We start from the raw sequence: 16,001 nt of genomic DNA, 5'->3' as shown, positions 1-16,001 counted from the left end.
GGGGCGATAGTTATGTCAGGCGAACTGGATGGCAGCTTACTTAAAGTGTTTGTGGCAATTATCGAGTGCCAGGGGTTTTCGGCTGCGGCCGAGCGCCTGCATAAAACCCAATCCACCGTCAGCCAGAGTTTGCAGCGGCTGGAAGAGATTGTCGGGGCGCCGCTGATACGCCGCACCAGCCGCTCCATCGGCCTGACTCCCGGTGGGGAAACCTTTCTGATCTACGCCCGGCAAATCCTCAAACTGCACAGCGAAGCGGTCACTGCCGCGCAATTACCGAATGAGCAGGTGTGTATTCACTTGGGGATGCCTGAGGATTACGCCGAATACTGCCTGGGCGGGATGCTCAAGGACTTCCAGGCGCAGTTTGCCCAGGTGCGCCCGGATGTGTGTTGTGAAATGTCCACCGCGCTGGTCGGCCGTTTGCACCGGGGCGAGCTGGACCTGGTGTTGGGGGTGGAGCATGCGGGCCTGCAGCCGGGTGAGTTCCTGTGCGATGAGCCATTAGTGTGGGTGGCGGCGCCGAGCTGGAGCGGTGTGGGGCGCCAGTCGGTGCCGTTGGCGGTGTACGCCGAAGGGTGTGCGTTCCGCGCCAACGCCGTGCAGGCGCTGGCCCAGGCCGGGCGCTCCTGGCAGGTGGTTTACACCAGCCAGAGCCCGCGAGGCATCGCGATTGCGATTGAGCAGGGGTTGTCGGTGGGGGTCATGGCGCGACGGTTGGTGCCGCAGGGCTGGCAGATACTGGATGAGCACCAAGGCTTTCCACCGATTGCACCGGCCCGCTTGATGTTCTGGCGCTCAGCCGGTTGCCAGGTGCCGGAGGTGGAGGCACTGGTCGAAATTTTGCAACGCCAGCTGGGACGCTCAGGGTATCTGCACAGTCAGCGGCTCCAGGGCCTGTCGATGAGCCATGCGCTTTAGCAATAAAAGGCTGGCGAACACCCAGGCGGCGATCCAGGCATGTACCACCGCAAACTCACCGCTGGCTTGCAGCAGCCAACCACACATCCCATTGGCCGTGGCGCTGGCCAGGCCATAGCTGACCATACTCAGGCTCACCACTTGCAGGCTTTGCACCGGGTTGAGGCGCGCGCTGAGGTAGGCCGCCATCAGGCCCCACGACGGGAAATAGAACAGCGCGAATAACCCCGCAGCCAACCAGCTCAGCAACAGGCTGGGGTGCCACAGCAGGCCGAGCATGGCCAGGCCGAACGCGCCGATGCTCAGCGCCATGACCCGCAACGCTCCCCAGCGATCCGCCAGTGTGCCCAGCAACAGGCCGCCGATGACCCCGCCGATGCCGATCAGCGTCCACATCGAACCGGTCACCGCCGCGCCGGCGTGCAGGCGATCGCTGACAAACGCCGACAGAAAATTCAGAAACGGCCCACTGATCGCGCCGATAAACCCGCTGAGCAAGACAATCTGCAATGCCACCGGCTGTTCCAGGCACAGGCGCAGCCACTGCGTCAGGACTTGGCTGAATGCCGGCGGGTTGCTGGAGCGGGGCGCCTGCTCGGCGTGTGGGGCCAGCGCCCAAAGCGTCAGCAGCGTGACCAGCAGTGTCAAACCCGCGCAGATCAGCCAGAACTGCCGCAAGGACAGGCCTTGCAACAGCGCGATCAGCAGCCCATTCAAGCAAATCGCAAAGGCCGCCCCTGAGGACGCCAACCCCAATACCCGGCTGCGGTGGGTGGCGGGGATGACCTCTCGCGCCAATGCCGCAATCGCATTCCAGTTCGACACCGCACACGCCGACACCAGCGCCAGGCACAGGGCAAATGGCAACACCCAGGGCGTGGCGACGGCCAGCGCCAGCAGCACGGGGCTCAAGACCATGGTCAGGCGCACCATATTGCGCGGGCTGACCCACGCCGCCGCAATGCCGCTGGCAATCGAGGCCCCCATGTAGAACAGCTGCAACAGCGCGGCAATCAGTGCGGCCTGGCTGTAACTCAGCTCAAACATCAGGCGAATCTGCGGCAATAATGCGGAATACAGAAAAATACTGAAGCCGTGGGTGGTGGCGTTGCACGCGGTAAAAACAAGTGCGAGCAGGCCAATACTTCGCCGCGATGAAACAGCTGTGTTCGACATGGCAAAGTTCCGGGTTGAATGAGGAGAGTTAGTTGGTGTGGAGACTAACTTTTGTAACGAGATACCGACCAATGCTTAATTGTCTTAGTGTGCATGCGTATTACGCGCGCTATTTATTCGTCAGCGACGTCATTGGGCGAAAAGCGACATTGTCAATTTCGGTCGAGTCTTTCTTCCTTCGCAGAGGGTGCTACCCCTGGCCCAATACAAAAAGGTATGTTGTGTGCGAATTCTCCTGCGTCGTCGTGGGATGCCACTTCCTAGTCCACCGCTGTCGAGTGCCCTCCATGAAACGCAAAATGCCCGGTCTCAATGCCCTCAAAGCCTTCGAAGTCGCCGGCAGCACCGGCAGCTTTACCCGGGCTGCGGAGCTATTGAACGTGACCCAAAGTGCGGTCAGTCGCCAGGTACGGCAGTTGGAAGAACAACTGGGGGAGAACCTGTTGGAGCGACGCCACCACTACCTGGAACTCACCAGCGCCGGGCGTGTGTTGCTGCGGGCGTTGAACCAGTCCTTCGACAAGATCGAACTGACGGTGCGCAGCATCCAGCAGAAAACCCACTCCAACCGTTTGCACGTCAACGCACCGCCGACCTTTACCAGCCGCTGGCTGATGCCACGCCTGGGGCGTTTGCGCGAGGCGCATCCGGAGTTGGAATTGAGCATCACCACGTGCTTGCAGGACAGCCTGGCGCAGACCAGTACGCTGGACTGTGCCATTCGTTTTGGCAATGGTGAGTGGGATGGGCTGGACAGTTCGTTGTTGATTCAGGAACGGCATATCGCGGTGTGCGCGCCTTCGTTATATGCGCGTGAGTGCAGTGATGGTGTGGACCTGAATCGCATGACGTTGCTGCATGTGCTGGCTAGTGAGGATCAGCGCTACCTGACGTGGAAGCATTGGCTGGATGCGGCGCGAATTCATGGGGTGGATACGCAAGGTGGGTATGAGTTTGACTTGCTGGACCTGGCGATTCGGGCGGCGACGGATGGGCTGGGGATTACCATTGCGGATTGGCATATGGTCGCGGCGGAACTGGCAAGTGGGCAGTTGACGCAGGTGTTGAACGTGCATGTGGAGGGGCATCAGTCGTATTGGTTGGTGACTCGGCCGGAGCAGACGGATATGCCGCAGTTGCAGGTGTTTGGGCAGTGGTTGCAGGAGGAGATCTGGTTGGCTCAACGGCAGTTGGAGCCTTCTACTGCGGCGGTTTGATTGTGTGTATATGCGCTATATCGGTGATGGCTGATATGGGGTCCGTGACCCAAATAAAGGATATGTACTCAACAGGCCTGCGACAACCATAGAGCCCAAGCCCTAAGCGTTGTGTAGATGCTTATGGCAATCGCAGGCAAGCCAGTTCCCACAGGCGTGATCAGTGTTCAGTCAGTTGGATCTGCTCCTTCGCCCGCTTCACCACATGCTCAACGGTAAACCCAAACTTCTCCTGCAACTTGGGCAATGGCGCCGATGCGCCAAAGCTGTTCATCACCACCTTGGCCCCGGTTTGCCCGACATACCGGTCCCAACCCAAGGGCCCTGCCTGTTCCACCACAACCCGTGCCTTTACCGCCGGCGGCAACACGCTGTCGCGGTAGGCCTGGTCCTGGTCTTCAAACAGCTCCCAACTGGGCATCGAGACGACTTGTGCAGCAACCCCATCAGCCTTCAGTTGCTCATAGGCTGCCACTGCAAGGCTGACCTCACTGCCCGTTGCCAATAAAAGTACTTTGGGATCAGCAGCGCCCGCCAACACATAAGCCCCTTTGGCCGCACCGGATGCAGCAGCATAGTGGGTGCGATCCAGCGTCGGCAGCGCCTGGCGTGACAACACCAGGCAACTCGGCCGATGGGTTTGCGCCAGTGCAACCTTCCACAGCTCCAGGGTTTCGTTGGCATCACCCGGCCGAAGGGTCAGCAAACCTGGCGTCGCGCGCAGTTGAGCGAGGTGCTCGATCGGCTGGTGCGTCGGCCCATCTTCACCCACGCCAATTGAGTCATGGGTAAACACGAACACCACCGGCAACTCCATGATCGCCGCGAGGCGGATCGGTGGTTTCATATAGTCGCTGAACACCAGGAACGTCGAGGTATACGGCCGCAGGTAGGACAGCGCCATGCCATTGGCAATCGCGCCCATGGCGTGCTCGCGAATACCAAAATGCAGGTTGCGCCCACTGTAGTCGTCGGCACTGAAGCGCCCGGCGCCGTCGAAGGTCAGGTTGGTTTTGGTCGAGGGCGACAAGTCTGCCGAGCCGCCCAGCAGCCAGGGAATGTGTTGGGCGAAGGCGTTAAGCACTTCGCCACCCGAGGCGCGGCTGGCGATGCCCTTGGCGTCTGCGTTAAAACTGGGGAGGCCTGCCTGCCACTGCTCCGGCATCTCCCCGGCGCGCATCCGCCGTAGTTCATCGGCCAGTTGCGGCTCAAGGCTGGAGAGGGTCTGGTTCCATTGTGTGTACAACGGCTCGGCGCGTTCGTACAGCGCATCACGCAATACCGTGCGTGCGGCATCGGGCACCAGGAAGCTGGAATCTTGCGGCCAGCCATAAGCGGCCTTGGTCAGGCGAATTTCTTCTTCGCCCAACGGCTCGCCATGGGCGGCGGAGGTGTTGTGTTTATGGGGTGAGCCGTAGCCGATCACGCTGTCGACCACAATCAGCGTCGGCGCGCCGGTCGTGGACTTGAAGGTCTCCAGCGCCGCGCTCAACGCCTGTAAGTCATTGGCGTCGGTGACGTGCAAGGTGTGCCAGCCATAGGCCTGGAAGCGCTTGATGACATCTTCACTGAACGCCAGCTCGGTGTGGCCCTCGATGCTGATGGTGTTGTTGTCGTAGATCCAACACAGGTTATCCAGCTTCAAATGCCCGGCGAGCGACGCTGCTTCGCTGCTGATGCCTTCCATCATGTCGCCGTCACCGCACAGGGTGTAGACGTTGTAGTCGAACAGCACCTTGCCGGTGCGGTTGAAACGTTCACCCAGCCAGCGCTCGGCCATGGCCATGCCGACACTGTTGGCGCAGCCTTGGCCGAGAGGGCCGGTGGTGGTTTCCACGCCGGTGGTCATGCGGTATTCGGGATGGCCGGGGGTCTTGGAACCCATTTGCCGGAACTGTTTGATATCGTCCAGGCTGATCGCCGGCAGGCCGGAGCGCTTGCCATGGGCATCAATCTCCACCACGCCGGCCAGGTGCAGCAGCGAATACAGCAGCATCGACGCATGCCCGACCGACAACACAAACCGATCACGGTTGGGCCAATCAGGATGTTCCGGGTGGTAACGCAGGAAGCGACTCCACAGGGTATACCCCACCGGTGCCAGGCCCATGGGTGTGCCCGGGTGGCCGGAGTTGGCCTTCTGCACGGCGTCCATGGCCAGTGTGCGAACGGTGTTGATGCATTGGGTGTCGACAGCGGTGGCGGCGTGATTCATGAAACCGGTCTCCCTCGGGTGGCGATCTACAGTGGAGGGCAGAGCATGGCAAAGGTTTGATCCCTTCGACTGCGTTGCGACGAACGGAGATGCATTGACCTCAAACATGACAAGACCCTGTGGAATGGGCTAGTTTCAACGGTGTAGACCATTGATCAACTTGCGGAGGTATTCCATGCCAGTGAAACACGACCTGTATCAGGATTTGGGGTTGAGCAAGGAAGACGTTCACAAACGCAGGGCGGGCGATAAACGGCTGGACTCGCTGCTGGCTCAATATGACGCTGCCGACGGCGAGGTGCTCAAGGCGGAGTCAGCCAGTGCCAGCGATGAGGATGTGGAGAAGCTGAAGAAGAAGCGGCTGTTGATCAAAGACAAGGTTGTGGAGCAGCTGGGTTAAACGAGAACTCGTTCTTACAGTGGGATGTGCAGATTTGTTCAGAATTGTCTGAAAGACATCATCGGTACCACTGCCTATGATGCCCTTCGTCCACCCGGCTCTGGGGACTGTTGCGGCGCAAGGATTGTGCTGGTGAGCCGGGCGGGCACCTCAAATCATGCCAGCAGCGCTTGAGTGCATTCATTCATAGAGCGTTGCTGCGTTTCGCCATATAACTTCAATTCATCAATCGTCTGACGGCCCAGTGCCTTCTCAAACTCAGCCTGGTTGGCGTTGGCCGCGTAGTGACTCTGCGCCGCATCCCCCAGGTTTGACTGAAAGATCCCCGCCGCACTGACTGGCAGAAAATCCTCATACACCAACGGCTCCACATCCACGTGGCCGGCCGCAATCAATGCCTCCAGGGTGCGCGGCTGATTGGCTTGGCCGCGTCCCGCCAAACCTTTCTCGGTGGCGAAATAGCGGAAGTACGCCAAGCCCTGTTCACGCATCTGAGCATGGTTGTCGGGGAATGCCTGGAAGTGCTGTTCCATTAAGTCCACATAGCGCCCGGCGTTGCCCTCATTCGGGAAAGCGCCCAGTTCATCGCGCGCGGCGTTCAGCAGTTGGTCGTACAAGGCTCGGCCTTTGGGCGTCAGCGCGACACCGCGTTGTTCGATTTCACCGAAGCGCGCGCTATGGCTGCCTTGGGCGTCAGTGAAGGCGATGGGTTCGTCGAGGGCCTTGAAGCTGGTCTGGCGCAGCAGGATCGGGCAGTGGCGGCGGGGCGGTCCTTCGATCACGGCTTTGGGGGTGATGCCTTTGCCGGGCATGGCGGCCTGCACTTGGTCGATATCCAGGGTGCGGGGCGTCAGGTGGTTGATGTGCGGGCCCTTGAAGGCCACCACGTCGGCGATCAGGCGATGCTGGTCGCTCAATTGCTGGTACTGCGCGCCGGTGACCGTGGCGGTGTGGTGCCAGCGGAAGGTTTCCAGGGCCTGGCGAATAAATTCACCGGCGTCATCGGCATTGAGGCCGCCGTGCTGTTCCGACTGCTCAATCAGCGCCAGGGCGCCAGGGGTGAAGATTGAACGCTTGGCCAAGGCACTTTCGGCGAAGGTACGCAGTTCGAGGTTTTCGATCAGTTCCAGGCGCAACAGCGACGTGAATACGCGGAACGGGCTGGTTTGCAACGAGCGCTCATGCACCGCGCGAAAGGCGGTGGAGTGTACCGGCACACCGGCCGGGGTCAGGTCGTAATAGCCCACGGGCTGCATGCCCATTACTGCAAACAAGCGGCCGATGGTCGCCAGTTCCGCAGCAGTGCCCAGGCGGATGGCGCCGTGGCGTTCCATGTCCAGGCGCTGGATTTCACCGGTGCGCTGCAGGTGCTGGGCCAGGTGCGGGTTGCTGTCCAAAACCCGCGCATTCGTGTCGGCCACCAACTCCATCAATGCGCCATACAGTGGAACTTCATCTCGGTACATGTCGGACATGGCCTTGGAAAAGCCTTTGCGGATGTCGTCGGGGCTGACATGTGCGGCGGTTGGCATAGAAAAATTCCTGAACACTGTGGAGAGGGACGTGGCCGTTATCTGGATTTTGTTGGGCTGGGCGCTGCCGTGCAAACGAAGAATCCTCAGGACTTCATTCTGCAAATGAATGAAATGATGAAAATATGACAAAAAACGGCGGCAGAGAAATTTCATTTTTCAAGGACTTTCCTAACTAATTCTTCACGATGAGCGCCAAGGCCCCCATGAAACAATCGTCACGTTTGTACGGATGAAAGCTGTTCTGCACACAACGCACATAAAAATATGTTTAGGGGCCGTCGTTAATGAAAATTTCTACACTGGCGTTATCCATCACCGCCGCCTTGCTTGCACAGCAGGCGTGCGCCGATGACTTTGGGCTCGGCTCTCTGGGTACCGGTACGGGGCACAGCGGCTTCCTGGAAGACAGTCATGCAGCTATCAGCTCGCGAACCATGTACTACAGTGCGGATAACCGCTCGGGGACCAACAACGATCTGCGCGAAGCCGCGACATTGCTGCGTTTCGACTACAAATCCGGCTTCACCCAAGGCACCGTTGGTGTCGGTTTTGACGTAATGGCCTTCGGCGCCTTGCGTCTGGACGGTGGCGATGGCCACACAGCAGGCCCAGGCCTGGCGGGTAACGGCAACAGCTTCTTCCCGACCAAAAATAACGGCACCGAGCCGGCTGACTCCTTTGGTCGTGCTGCCGGTAACGTGAAGTTCCGTATTTCCCAGACTGAGTTGCACGTCGGTGGTGGTTTGGCCCCAGTGCTGCCTATTCTGGTTTCCAACGACAGCCGTGTTGCACCGCAGACCTTTGACGGCGGCATCCTCACGTCCAGCGACATTCCTAACGTGACCTTCACCGGCGGTGAGCTGAACAGGGCTGAAGGTCGTGCTTCGAGCAACGCCACAGGCTTGAGCGTTGCTGGCGGCACGCGTGACAGCGACAGCTTCAAGTTTGGCGGTGTTGACTACAAACCGTTTGGTTCTTCCGACAACGCCATCGCTAAAAACCTGACGTTGCAGTACTACTACGCCAACCTGGAAGACTTCTACAAACAGAACTACTTCGGCCTGGTTCATGTGCTGCCGCTGGGCAATGACCAATCGTTCAAGACTGACCTGCGCTACTTCGACAGCAGCAGCGATGGCAAAAACGGTTCGGCCGGCTACGCCTTCAATAACAACGGCGGCTATGCCAAGCACGCCGGCGAAGTGGATAACAAAACCTACAGTGCCGCTTTCACCTACCAGTTGGGCGGCAGTAGCTTGATGCTCGGCCACATCGGTGTGAGCGATGACGGCGGCTTCGTTTGGGTCAACCAGGGCAGCCTGGCGGATCCGAACCAACAAGGCGCAGGCGGCAGCGACTTCTACCTGTTCACCGACGCGGTGGTTGGCCAGTTCTCCCGCGCGGGCGAGCAGGTCAATTTTGGTCAGTACTCGTATGACTTCAAGGCCTTCGTGCCTGGCCTGAAAGCGTCCGTGGCTTACCTGGACGGTACCGGGATCAAGTCCAAAGTAGCCGGCGGCCCTGATCAGAAAGAAAACGAAACCGACTTCCGTCTGGATTACGTCGTGCAAGAAGGTCCGCTGAAAGGCTTCGGTACCACCTTCCGTACCGGTACTTACAAGGGGCATAACACTGGAACGCCGGACCAGGATCAAACTCGCCTGATCTTCAACTATACCTACGCGATCTTCTAAGAACGCCCGCACTTTTGCAGCGCCGCAAAACGGAGGTCGCCTAATTGGCGGCCTCTTTTTTTGGGCGGATGGATGAGACTTCATGTGCATCCGGGCGCGGATGGGTTCTACACTGCCCCTCACTGTGTCAGTGATGGAGGACTCAATGCCGGCCACGCCCGTAACCCAGATCCTTGAAACGATTGAAGGCCAACGCCTGGCGACGCAAGGGGCCGAGCGTTGGCGCGAGTGGGGCCCTTACCTGAGTGAACGCCAGTGGGGCACGGTGCGCGAAGACTACAGCGCAGACGGTGATGCCTGGACGTACTTCCCCCATGAACATGCCCGCAGCCGCGCCTACCGTTGGGGCGAGGATGGGCTGGCCGGTTTCAGTGACAAGGCGCAACGCTGGTGCCTGGGTCTGGCGCTGTGGAACGAGCGCGACAGCATCATCAAGGAACGCCTGTTCGGCTTGAACAACGCCGAGGGTAACCATGGTGAGGACGTCAAGGAACTCTACTTTTTCGTCGATGGCGTACCGAGCCATGCCTATATGCGCATGCTCTATAAATACCCGCATGCCGCCTTTCCCTATGCTGACCTGATCACCGAGAATGCCCGTCGTGGGCTGGAAGATGCCGAGTACGAGGTGCTCGATACCGGGGTGTTTGAAGACAATCGCTACTGCGATATCAGCGTCGAATACGCCAAGCATCAACCCGACGATATCTTCATGAGGGTCACCGTGCATAACCGTTCGGACCAGCCGACGCGCTTGCAGGTATTGCCCCAGTTGTGGGCACGTAATGATTGGAGCTGGACCTTCGATGCGCCCAAGCCGCAGCTGACGCTGGACGGTGAGCAGGTGCTGGCCCGTCATCATGAATTGCCCGATCGCCATCTGAGCGTCTGGGGCCAGGACGGGGTGGAGTGGTTGTTCTGCGAAAACGAGAGCAATTTTCCTCGGTTGGATGGGCTAGCGGCGTCGGGGCCGTTCAAGGATGGCGTCAACGATTACGTGGTGGATGGCGTTCAAACAGCGATACGCCGAGACGCGGGCACCAAAGTCGCCGCGCGATTTATCCTCGAACTGGCAGGCCTGGAAAGTAAAACCCTTTACCTGCGTTTTGCCCCCACCGCTGCGCCCGAGGTCAACGCCCGCAAGCTGTTCGAGCAACGCCGCCAAGAGGCGGATGATTTTTACGCCGCCTTGCAACACGGCATCGCCGATGACGACGCGCGCAATGTGCAGCGCCAGGCCCTGGCTGGGTTGTTGTGGTCCAAGCAGCTGTACTATTTCGACGTCAATCAATGGCTCGACGGCGACCCGGCTCAACCGGCGCCATCGCCCGAGCGCCTGCATATCCGCAATACCCATTGGCGGCACCTGTCCAACTTCGACATTCTCTCCATGCCCGACACCTGGGAATACCCGTGGTATGCCTCTTGGGACCAAGGCTTCCAGGCGGTGGCGATTGCGCTGATCGATCCGGGGTATGCCAAGCAACAGTTGCTGCTGCTGGTGAAGGATCGCTTTATGCACCCCAATGGCCAGTTACCGGCTTATGAATGGCGTTTCGACGACGCTAACCCACCGGTGCATGCGTGGGCCAGTTGGCGGGTGTATCAGCAGGACAAAGCGTTGACCGGCGTAGGCGATATGGATTTCCTGGAGCGGATTTTCCACAAGCTGCTGCTTAATTTCTCTTGGTGGGTCAACCGCAAGGACGCCGAGGGCCGCAACCTGTTTCAGGGCGGTTTCCTGGGCCTGGACAATATTGCCTTGTTCGACCGCTCGGCGCCTTTACCGCCGGGCTACCAGTTGGATCAGGCCGACGGTACGGCGTGGGTTGCCGCCTATGCGTTGGACTTGATGCGCATGGGCCTGGAGTTGGCCAAGCGCAATGCGGTCTACGTTGATATCTCGGTGAAGTTTTTCGAGCATTTCCTGTATATCGCCGGCGCCATCAACCGCGTCGATGACAGCGCCGAAGGCCTGTGGGATGAACACGATCAATTCTTCTATGACGTGTTGCACCGCCCCGACGGCCAGAGCGAACCGGTGCGCTTGCGCTCCATTGTCGGCCTGATGCCGTTGTTTGCAGTGCTGGTGCTGGAGCAGCGTGAGCATGAAGGGCTGGAAGGCTTGCGCGAGCGTTTGCTGGGTTTCATGAAGCACCGGCCGGACCTGGCCAAATTGGTCTCGCGCTGGAACGAACCGGGGCAGGGCAATCGTCTGTTGCTGGCGTTGTTGCGGGGGGAGCGCACCAAGGACTTGCTGCGGCGCATGTTGGATGACAGCGAGTTTTTGTCGGCGTTTGGCGTGCGCTCATTGTCCAAGGCTTTTGCCGAGCAGCCGCTGGCGCTGAAGATGAATGGCAACACCTTGTGCGCACGCTACCAGCCTGGCGAGTCAGACTCGCGGTTGTACGGCGGCAACTCCAATTGGCGCGGGCCGTTGTGGATGCCGGTGAACTACATGCTGATCGAATCGCTGCGCGAGTTTCATCGGTACTACGCGGATAACTTCTCGGTGGAGTATCCGACGGGCAGTGGTTATCTGGCCTCTCTGGAAGAGGTTGCCGACAGTCTCAGCCAACGTCTGACGCGTTTGTTTCTGCGTGATGAAGACGGTCTGCGGCCGTCGATGGCGGGGTATGCGCAACTGGAGGCTGACCCGGCCAGTCGCGATTTGGTGTTGTTCCATGAGTATTTTCATGGGGAAACCGGGCGTGGGTTGGGGGCTTCGCATCAGACAGGGTGGAGTGCGTTGGTGGCGCTGTTATTGCAGCCTCGGTAGGGGGTATCCGTTTTTTGGGTGATGGCCACTTAGGGTTCCGCCACAACCACAACAACGGATTTATCCCCGACCCCAGAAACAACAAATCCCGCCATTCGGCAGGATCTGTCGTTGTAAAGTGCATTACACAATCAGCGTTATCAAGCCGGGAACAGTTCGCTCAGCTTCATAGCCAGCATCATGTCGCCTTCGGTGCGCAGTTTGCCGCCCATGAACGCCTGCATGCCGTCGGTGGAGCCGTCGACGATGCCTTTCATGGTGTCGCCATCCATGACCAGGGTCACTTGGGCGTCCGGGTTTTCGCCTTCCAGCAGTTCGCAGGTGTTGTTCTTGACCACCAGCGAGAAGTTCTGGGTGTCGTCGATACGGAAACCGAACACCAGGTCCAGGCCGTCGGCGGCGGCTGGGTTGAATTTGGCTTTCATTGCTTCTACGGCTTTAGCTACGTCAGTCATGGTTTCGATCCTTTTATGGGTGAGTCCAGTGACCTTGGGGTCACGGTTGGCCGCAATTCATCGGAAAGTGATGAGCTGCGGCGCCTTCAACAGTTGTAAGTGGGTATGGCTGTTGAAGGAAGCCAGTGCCACCTCGCGACCGCGGAATTTCAGCTGGTTGAGCGAGGTGTTAACAATTTGCCAGTTCAGTTCGAAGGCCTGGGCGGCAGGCATTCGGGTAATCAGGTGGAGCAGGGCGGTGATGGTGCCGCCGGAAGTGAACACGGCGATCTTGTGCGAGTTGTCGGCCGCTTCAAGAATGCGCTGCAAGCCACCTTGTACACGCTCGACAAACCCCAGCCAGCTTTCCAGGCCCGGTGGGTCATAGGTGCCGGCCAACCAGCGTTCGATGATCAGGGCAAAGATGCGCTGGAATTCGCTGCGGTTCTGCGCGGCATTGCGCAGGATCTCCAGTGCGTCGGGTTCGCTGCTGAGCAAGTCGGGGAGCAGGGCGCGGATGATCGCGTCGGCGTCGAATTCGTTGAAGGCACTGTCGATTTCCAACGCTGGAACCGGCAGGCCGAGGGTGCTGTATTGATCGAAGGCGGCAGTGGCGGTGTGCTGTTGGCGACGCAGGTCACCGGCGACACAACGGTCGAACGTCAGGCCCAGGTCTGCCAGGTGGCGACCGAGCACTTGCGCTTGTTCCACACCGACGGGCGACAGGACGTCATAGTCGTCTGCACCGAAGGAAGCTTGGCCATGTCGAATCAGATAGATGCTGCCCACGTCCGTTTTCCCGGTACGTTGAAAGTCTGGCGAGGTTATGAGGATGCCTTCGAGCTGTCAATGAAAAAACATACGCTTGTTTTAAAAGGTCGTTAGAGGCTCGCTGGTGGCGGTTTGAGCACTGGCCCGAAGAGAGTGCCGTCGGTATGCTGGGGCAATCCGCGCCTGGCGCACATCACATTAATTGTCCTTGATAAGGAGCGACATGGATTTTCTGGCTGAATACGCGAGTTTCCTGGCGAAGACCGTCACCCTGGTGGTCGCTATTCTGGTGGTATTGATCAGCTTTGCGGCCCTGCGCAGCAAAGGTCGTCGCAAATCTGCCGGCCAACTGCAGGTCAGCAAACTGAATGATTTCTACAAAGGGCTGCGTGAGCGCCTGGAGTCGACCCTGCTCGACAAGGACCAGCTCAAGGCCCTGCGTAAGTCCGAAAGCAAAGCCGAAAAGAAAAACCACAAGAAGAAACCTGAGGCCAAGCCTCGGGTCTTCGTGCTGGACTTCGACGGCGACATCAAGGCCTCGGCCACCGAGAGCCTGCGCCATGAAATCACCGCGCTGCTGAGCCTCGCTACACCCAAAGACGAAGTGGTGCTGCGTTTGGAAAGCGGCGGCGGCATGGTCCACAGCTACGGCCTGGCGTCGTCGCAACTGGCGCGTATCCGCCAGGCGGGTGTGCCGTTGACTGTGTGCATCGATAAGGTTGCGGCCAGCGGCGGCTACATGATGGCGTGCATCGGTGAGAAGATCATCAGCGCCCCGTTCGCCATCCTCGGCTCGATTGGCGTGGTTGCGCAGTTGCCCAACGTCAACCGCTTGCTGAAAAAGCACGATATCGACTTTGAAGTGTTGACCGCCGGCGAGTACAAACGCACCCTCACGGTGTTTGGCGAAAACACCGAGAAGGGGCGCGAGAAGTTCCAGGAAGACCTGGACATCACCCATCAGCTCTTCAAGAACTTCGTGTCGCGTTATCGCCCGCAGTTGGCAATTGATGACGTGGCGACTGGCGAAGTGTGGTTGGGAGTTGCAGCCCTCGACAAGCAACTGGTCGATGAACTGCAAACCAGCGATGAATACCTGGCCACCAAGGCCAAGACCGCCGAGGTGTTCCACCTGCACTATGCCGAGCGTAAAAGCCTGCAAGAGCGAGTGGGCCTGGCGGCCAGCGGTTCAGTGGACCGTGTGCTGCTGACCTGGTGGAGCCGTTTGACCCAGCAGCGGTTCTGGTAAGCCCTGCTTCGGTCTGTAAGTAATCTTCATGTGGGAGGGGGCAAGCCCCTTCCCACATTAGTTCCGCGCCAGCACTGAAGGCTGCTGCACCACGGGTATCGGCTTCCTCATCAACATCCCCACCACCAACGCCCCCAGCAACCCCAGCAGTCCCGCCACCCACAACACCCCGCTGAACCCACCGACAAATGCTTGCCGTGCCAGCGGTTGCACCGCAGCCCGTGCCGACTCCGGCAACAAACCCATCGCCGCCGACATATCACCGGCCACCACCCGCGATGCGATACCCGCTACATGCGTCTGCCACTGCGCGTCGATACTCGCGCTCAGCAAGTGTTCGCTATGGCTGTTCAGCAACGCCCCATACACGCCGATCGCCAGCACAATCGCACTGAAACGCATGGTGGTGCTCATGCCTGACGCCATCCCCGCACGGTCCCGCGGCACGCAGGCCATGATGTTTTTCTGCGTATCGCCATTGAGTAGGCCCGCACCCGCGCCGGTGACGGCAATCGCCAGGGCGAAGGGCAGGTAGCCGCCGAGACTCACCGCCCAGGCGCTCAACAAGTTACCGCAACCCACCAGGATCAGACCGGTCGCCATCATCGTGGCGGGTGCAAAGCGTCCTGCCAGGCGTGCGCCGATGCGTGGGCAGATCAGCATGGTCAAGGCAAACGGCAACATGCCCAGGCCCGAAGCAATCGCGGAGAAGCCCAGGCCGTTCTGCAGGTAGAACGGCAGCAGCGTCATCATCACCTGGGCGCAACCGGCGTAGGCAAACATGCCCAGCAGGGCGCCGATAAAGCGCGGATGGCGAAATAGTTGCAGATCCACCATGGGCCGCTGTTGCGCGCGCTCGACGAGTACAAACACGCCCAGCAACACTGAGCCGCCGATCAGGCGCGCGTAGGTCAGGGGATTGTCCCAGCCGATGCGGTTGGCCTCGATCAATCCCCAAATCAGGCACAGCAGGCAGGCGCTGAATGCCAGGCTGCCCCAAGGGTCGAGCCGCGCGGACTGGGCGTCACGGGATTCCGCAATAGCGTGCAATGCCAGCGCCATCAGCCCTAGTCCCACAGGCAGGTTAAGGTAGAAAATCCAGCGCCAGCCCAGGTACTGGGTGATCAAGCCGCCCAGGGTTGGCGCGGCGGTCATCGCCACTCCCATGCACGCGCCCCAGAACGCCCAGGCTTTGGCGCGCTCCACTTCATCGTGGAAAGCGTGGCCGATGGAGGCCAGTGCCGAAGTCAACAGCAATGCCGCGCCGACGCCTTTGACGGCACGGGCGATGTCCAAGAACAGCGCGTTGGGCGCGGCACCACAACCCAGGGATGCCAGGATGAAGATGCTTAAACCCCAGATCAGGGTTTTTTTGCGGCCAAAACGGTCTGCAATGCTGCCGGCCGGCAATAGCAGCGCGGCAAAGGCGAGCATGTAAGCGCTGACCACCCACTCGATATCGGCGAAGTCCGCCCCGAGGTCGCGGGCGATGCTCGGCAGGGTCACCGCGACGATATTGGTATCTAGCACGATCAGCGAGCAAACGCCGGAAGCAGTAAGCAGTGTCAAGCGTGGACTGACACGGTTCATGATTGAATTACCTTGCAGGC

The 16,001-nt window shown here is 59.7% G+C and carries 12 protein-coding genes; 6 read left to right on the top strand and 6 right to left on the bottom strand.

Annotated elements, in window-relative coordinates:
- The first annotated feature begins 12 nt into the window (after positions 1 to 12).
- Positions 13 to 921, top strand: coding sequence for a LysR family transcriptional regulator (locus BFL40_RS12285; RefSeq protein WP_071484243.1), 909 nt, complete (start codon positions 13 to 15; stop codon positions 919 to 921).
- Here BFL40_RS12285 and BFL40_RS12280 read toward each other — a convergent pair.
- Complete coding sequence (locus BFL40_RS12280) at positions 865 to 2,097, bottom strand: MFS transporter (RefSeq protein ID WP_071484242.1); 1,233 nt, start codon at positions 2,095 to 2,097, stop codon at positions 865 to 867. The two genes, BFL40_RS12285 and BFL40_RS12280, sit on opposite strands and share 57 nt — an antisense overlap.
- A 287-nt stretch (positions 2,098 to 2,384) precedes the next feature.
- Between BFL40_RS12280 and BFL40_RS12275 the strand changes: the two genes are divergently transcribed.
- Entirely contained in the window at positions 2,385 to 3,314 is a 930-nt protein-coding gene (locus BFL40_RS12275) for a LysR substrate-binding domain-containing protein (protein ID WP_074851738.1), read from the top strand.
- 160 nt (positions 3,315 to 3,474) lie between these two features.
- Here BFL40_RS12275 and tkt read toward each other — a convergent pair whose 3' ends face one another.
- A complete protein-coding gene (gene tkt / locus BFL40_RS12270) occupies positions 3,475 to 5,529 on the bottom strand; it encodes a transketolase (RefSeq protein ID WP_071484240.1) in 2,055 nt (684 codons plus the stop codon).
- A 175-nt stretch (positions 5,530 to 5,704) separates the two neighbouring features.
- Here tkt and BFL40_RS12265 point away from each other — a divergent pair, with 175 nt between their 5' ends.
- Positions 5,705 to 5,929 (top strand): DUF465 domain-containing protein, encoded by a 225-nt coding sequence (locus tag BFL40_RS12265; protein WP_071484239.1) that lies wholly within the window; start codon positions 5,705 to 5,707, stop codon positions 5,927 to 5,929.
- Positions 5,930 to 6,084: 155 nt separating this feature from the next.
- Here the strand turns inward: BFL40_RS12265 and hglS are convergent, their stop codons facing one another.
- Entirely contained in the window at positions 6,085 to 7,461 is a 1,377-nt protein-coding gene (gene hglS, locus BFL40_RS12260; RefSeq protein ID WP_071484238.1) for a 2-oxoadipate dioxygenase/decarboxylase HglS, read from the bottom strand.
- 287 nt (positions 7,462 to 7,748) lie between these two features.
- On the opposite strand from hglS, the gene BFL40_RS12255 reads away from it, so the two are divergent.
- A complete protein-coding gene (locus tag BFL40_RS12255; RefSeq protein ID WP_071484237.1) occupies positions 7,749 to 9,158 on the top strand; it encodes an OprD family outer membrane porin in 1,410 nt (469 codons plus the stop codon).
- 145 nt (positions 9,159 to 9,303) lie between these two features.
- Complete coding sequence (locus BFL40_RS12250; RefSeq protein ID WP_071484236.1) at positions 9,304 to 11,937, top strand: MGH1-like glycoside hydrolase domain-containing protein; 2,634 nt, start codon at positions 9,304 to 9,306, stop codon at positions 11,935 to 11,937.
- Positions 11,938 to 12,077: 140 nt separating this feature from the next.
- Here BFL40_RS12250 and BFL40_RS12245 read toward each other — a convergent pair whose 3' ends face one another.
- Positions 12,078 to 12,392: an SCP2 sterol-binding domain-containing protein gene (locus BFL40_RS12245; RefSeq protein ID WP_048730219.1), complete on the bottom strand. Its 315-nt coding sequence runs from the start codon at positions 12,390 to 12,392 to the stop codon at positions 12,078 to 12,080.
- Positions 12,393 to 12,449: 57 nt separating this feature from the next.
- On the bottom strand, positions 12,450 to 13,160 hold the full coding sequence (locus tag BFL40_RS12240) for a histidine phosphatase family protein (protein ID WP_071484235.1): 711 nt from the start codon (positions 13,158 to 13,160) through the stop codon (positions 12,450 to 12,452).
- Between the two features lie 205 nt (positions 13,161 to 13,365).
- Between BFL40_RS12240 and sohB the strand changes: the two genes are divergently transcribed.
- On the top strand, positions 13,366 to 14,391 hold the full coding sequence (sohB, locus tag BFL40_RS12235; RefSeq protein WP_071484234.1) for a protease SohB: 1,026 nt from the start codon (positions 13,366 to 13,368) through the stop codon (positions 14,389 to 14,391).
- 57 nt (positions 14,392 to 14,448) lie between these two features.
- On the opposite strand, the gene BFL40_RS12230 is transcribed toward sohB, so the two are convergent.
- Positions 14,449 to 15,981 carry an MFS transporter gene (locus BFL40_RS12230; RefSeq protein ID WP_071484233.1) on the bottom strand — a complete coding sequence of 511 codons (1,533 nt, stop codon included), beginning with the start codon at positions 15,979 to 15,981 and terminating at the stop codon, positions 14,449 to 14,451.
- Positions 15,982 to 16,001 lie beyond the last annotated feature (20 nt).

The organism is Pseudomonas costantinii, assembly GCF_001870435.1.
In the GTDB taxonomy this organism is placed as follows: domain Bacteria; phylum Pseudomonadota; class Gammaproteobacteria; order Pseudomonadales; family Pseudomonadaceae; genus Aquipseudomonas; species Aquipseudomonas costantinii.
This window is presented reverse-complemented; position numbering and strand designations above follow the sequence as displayed.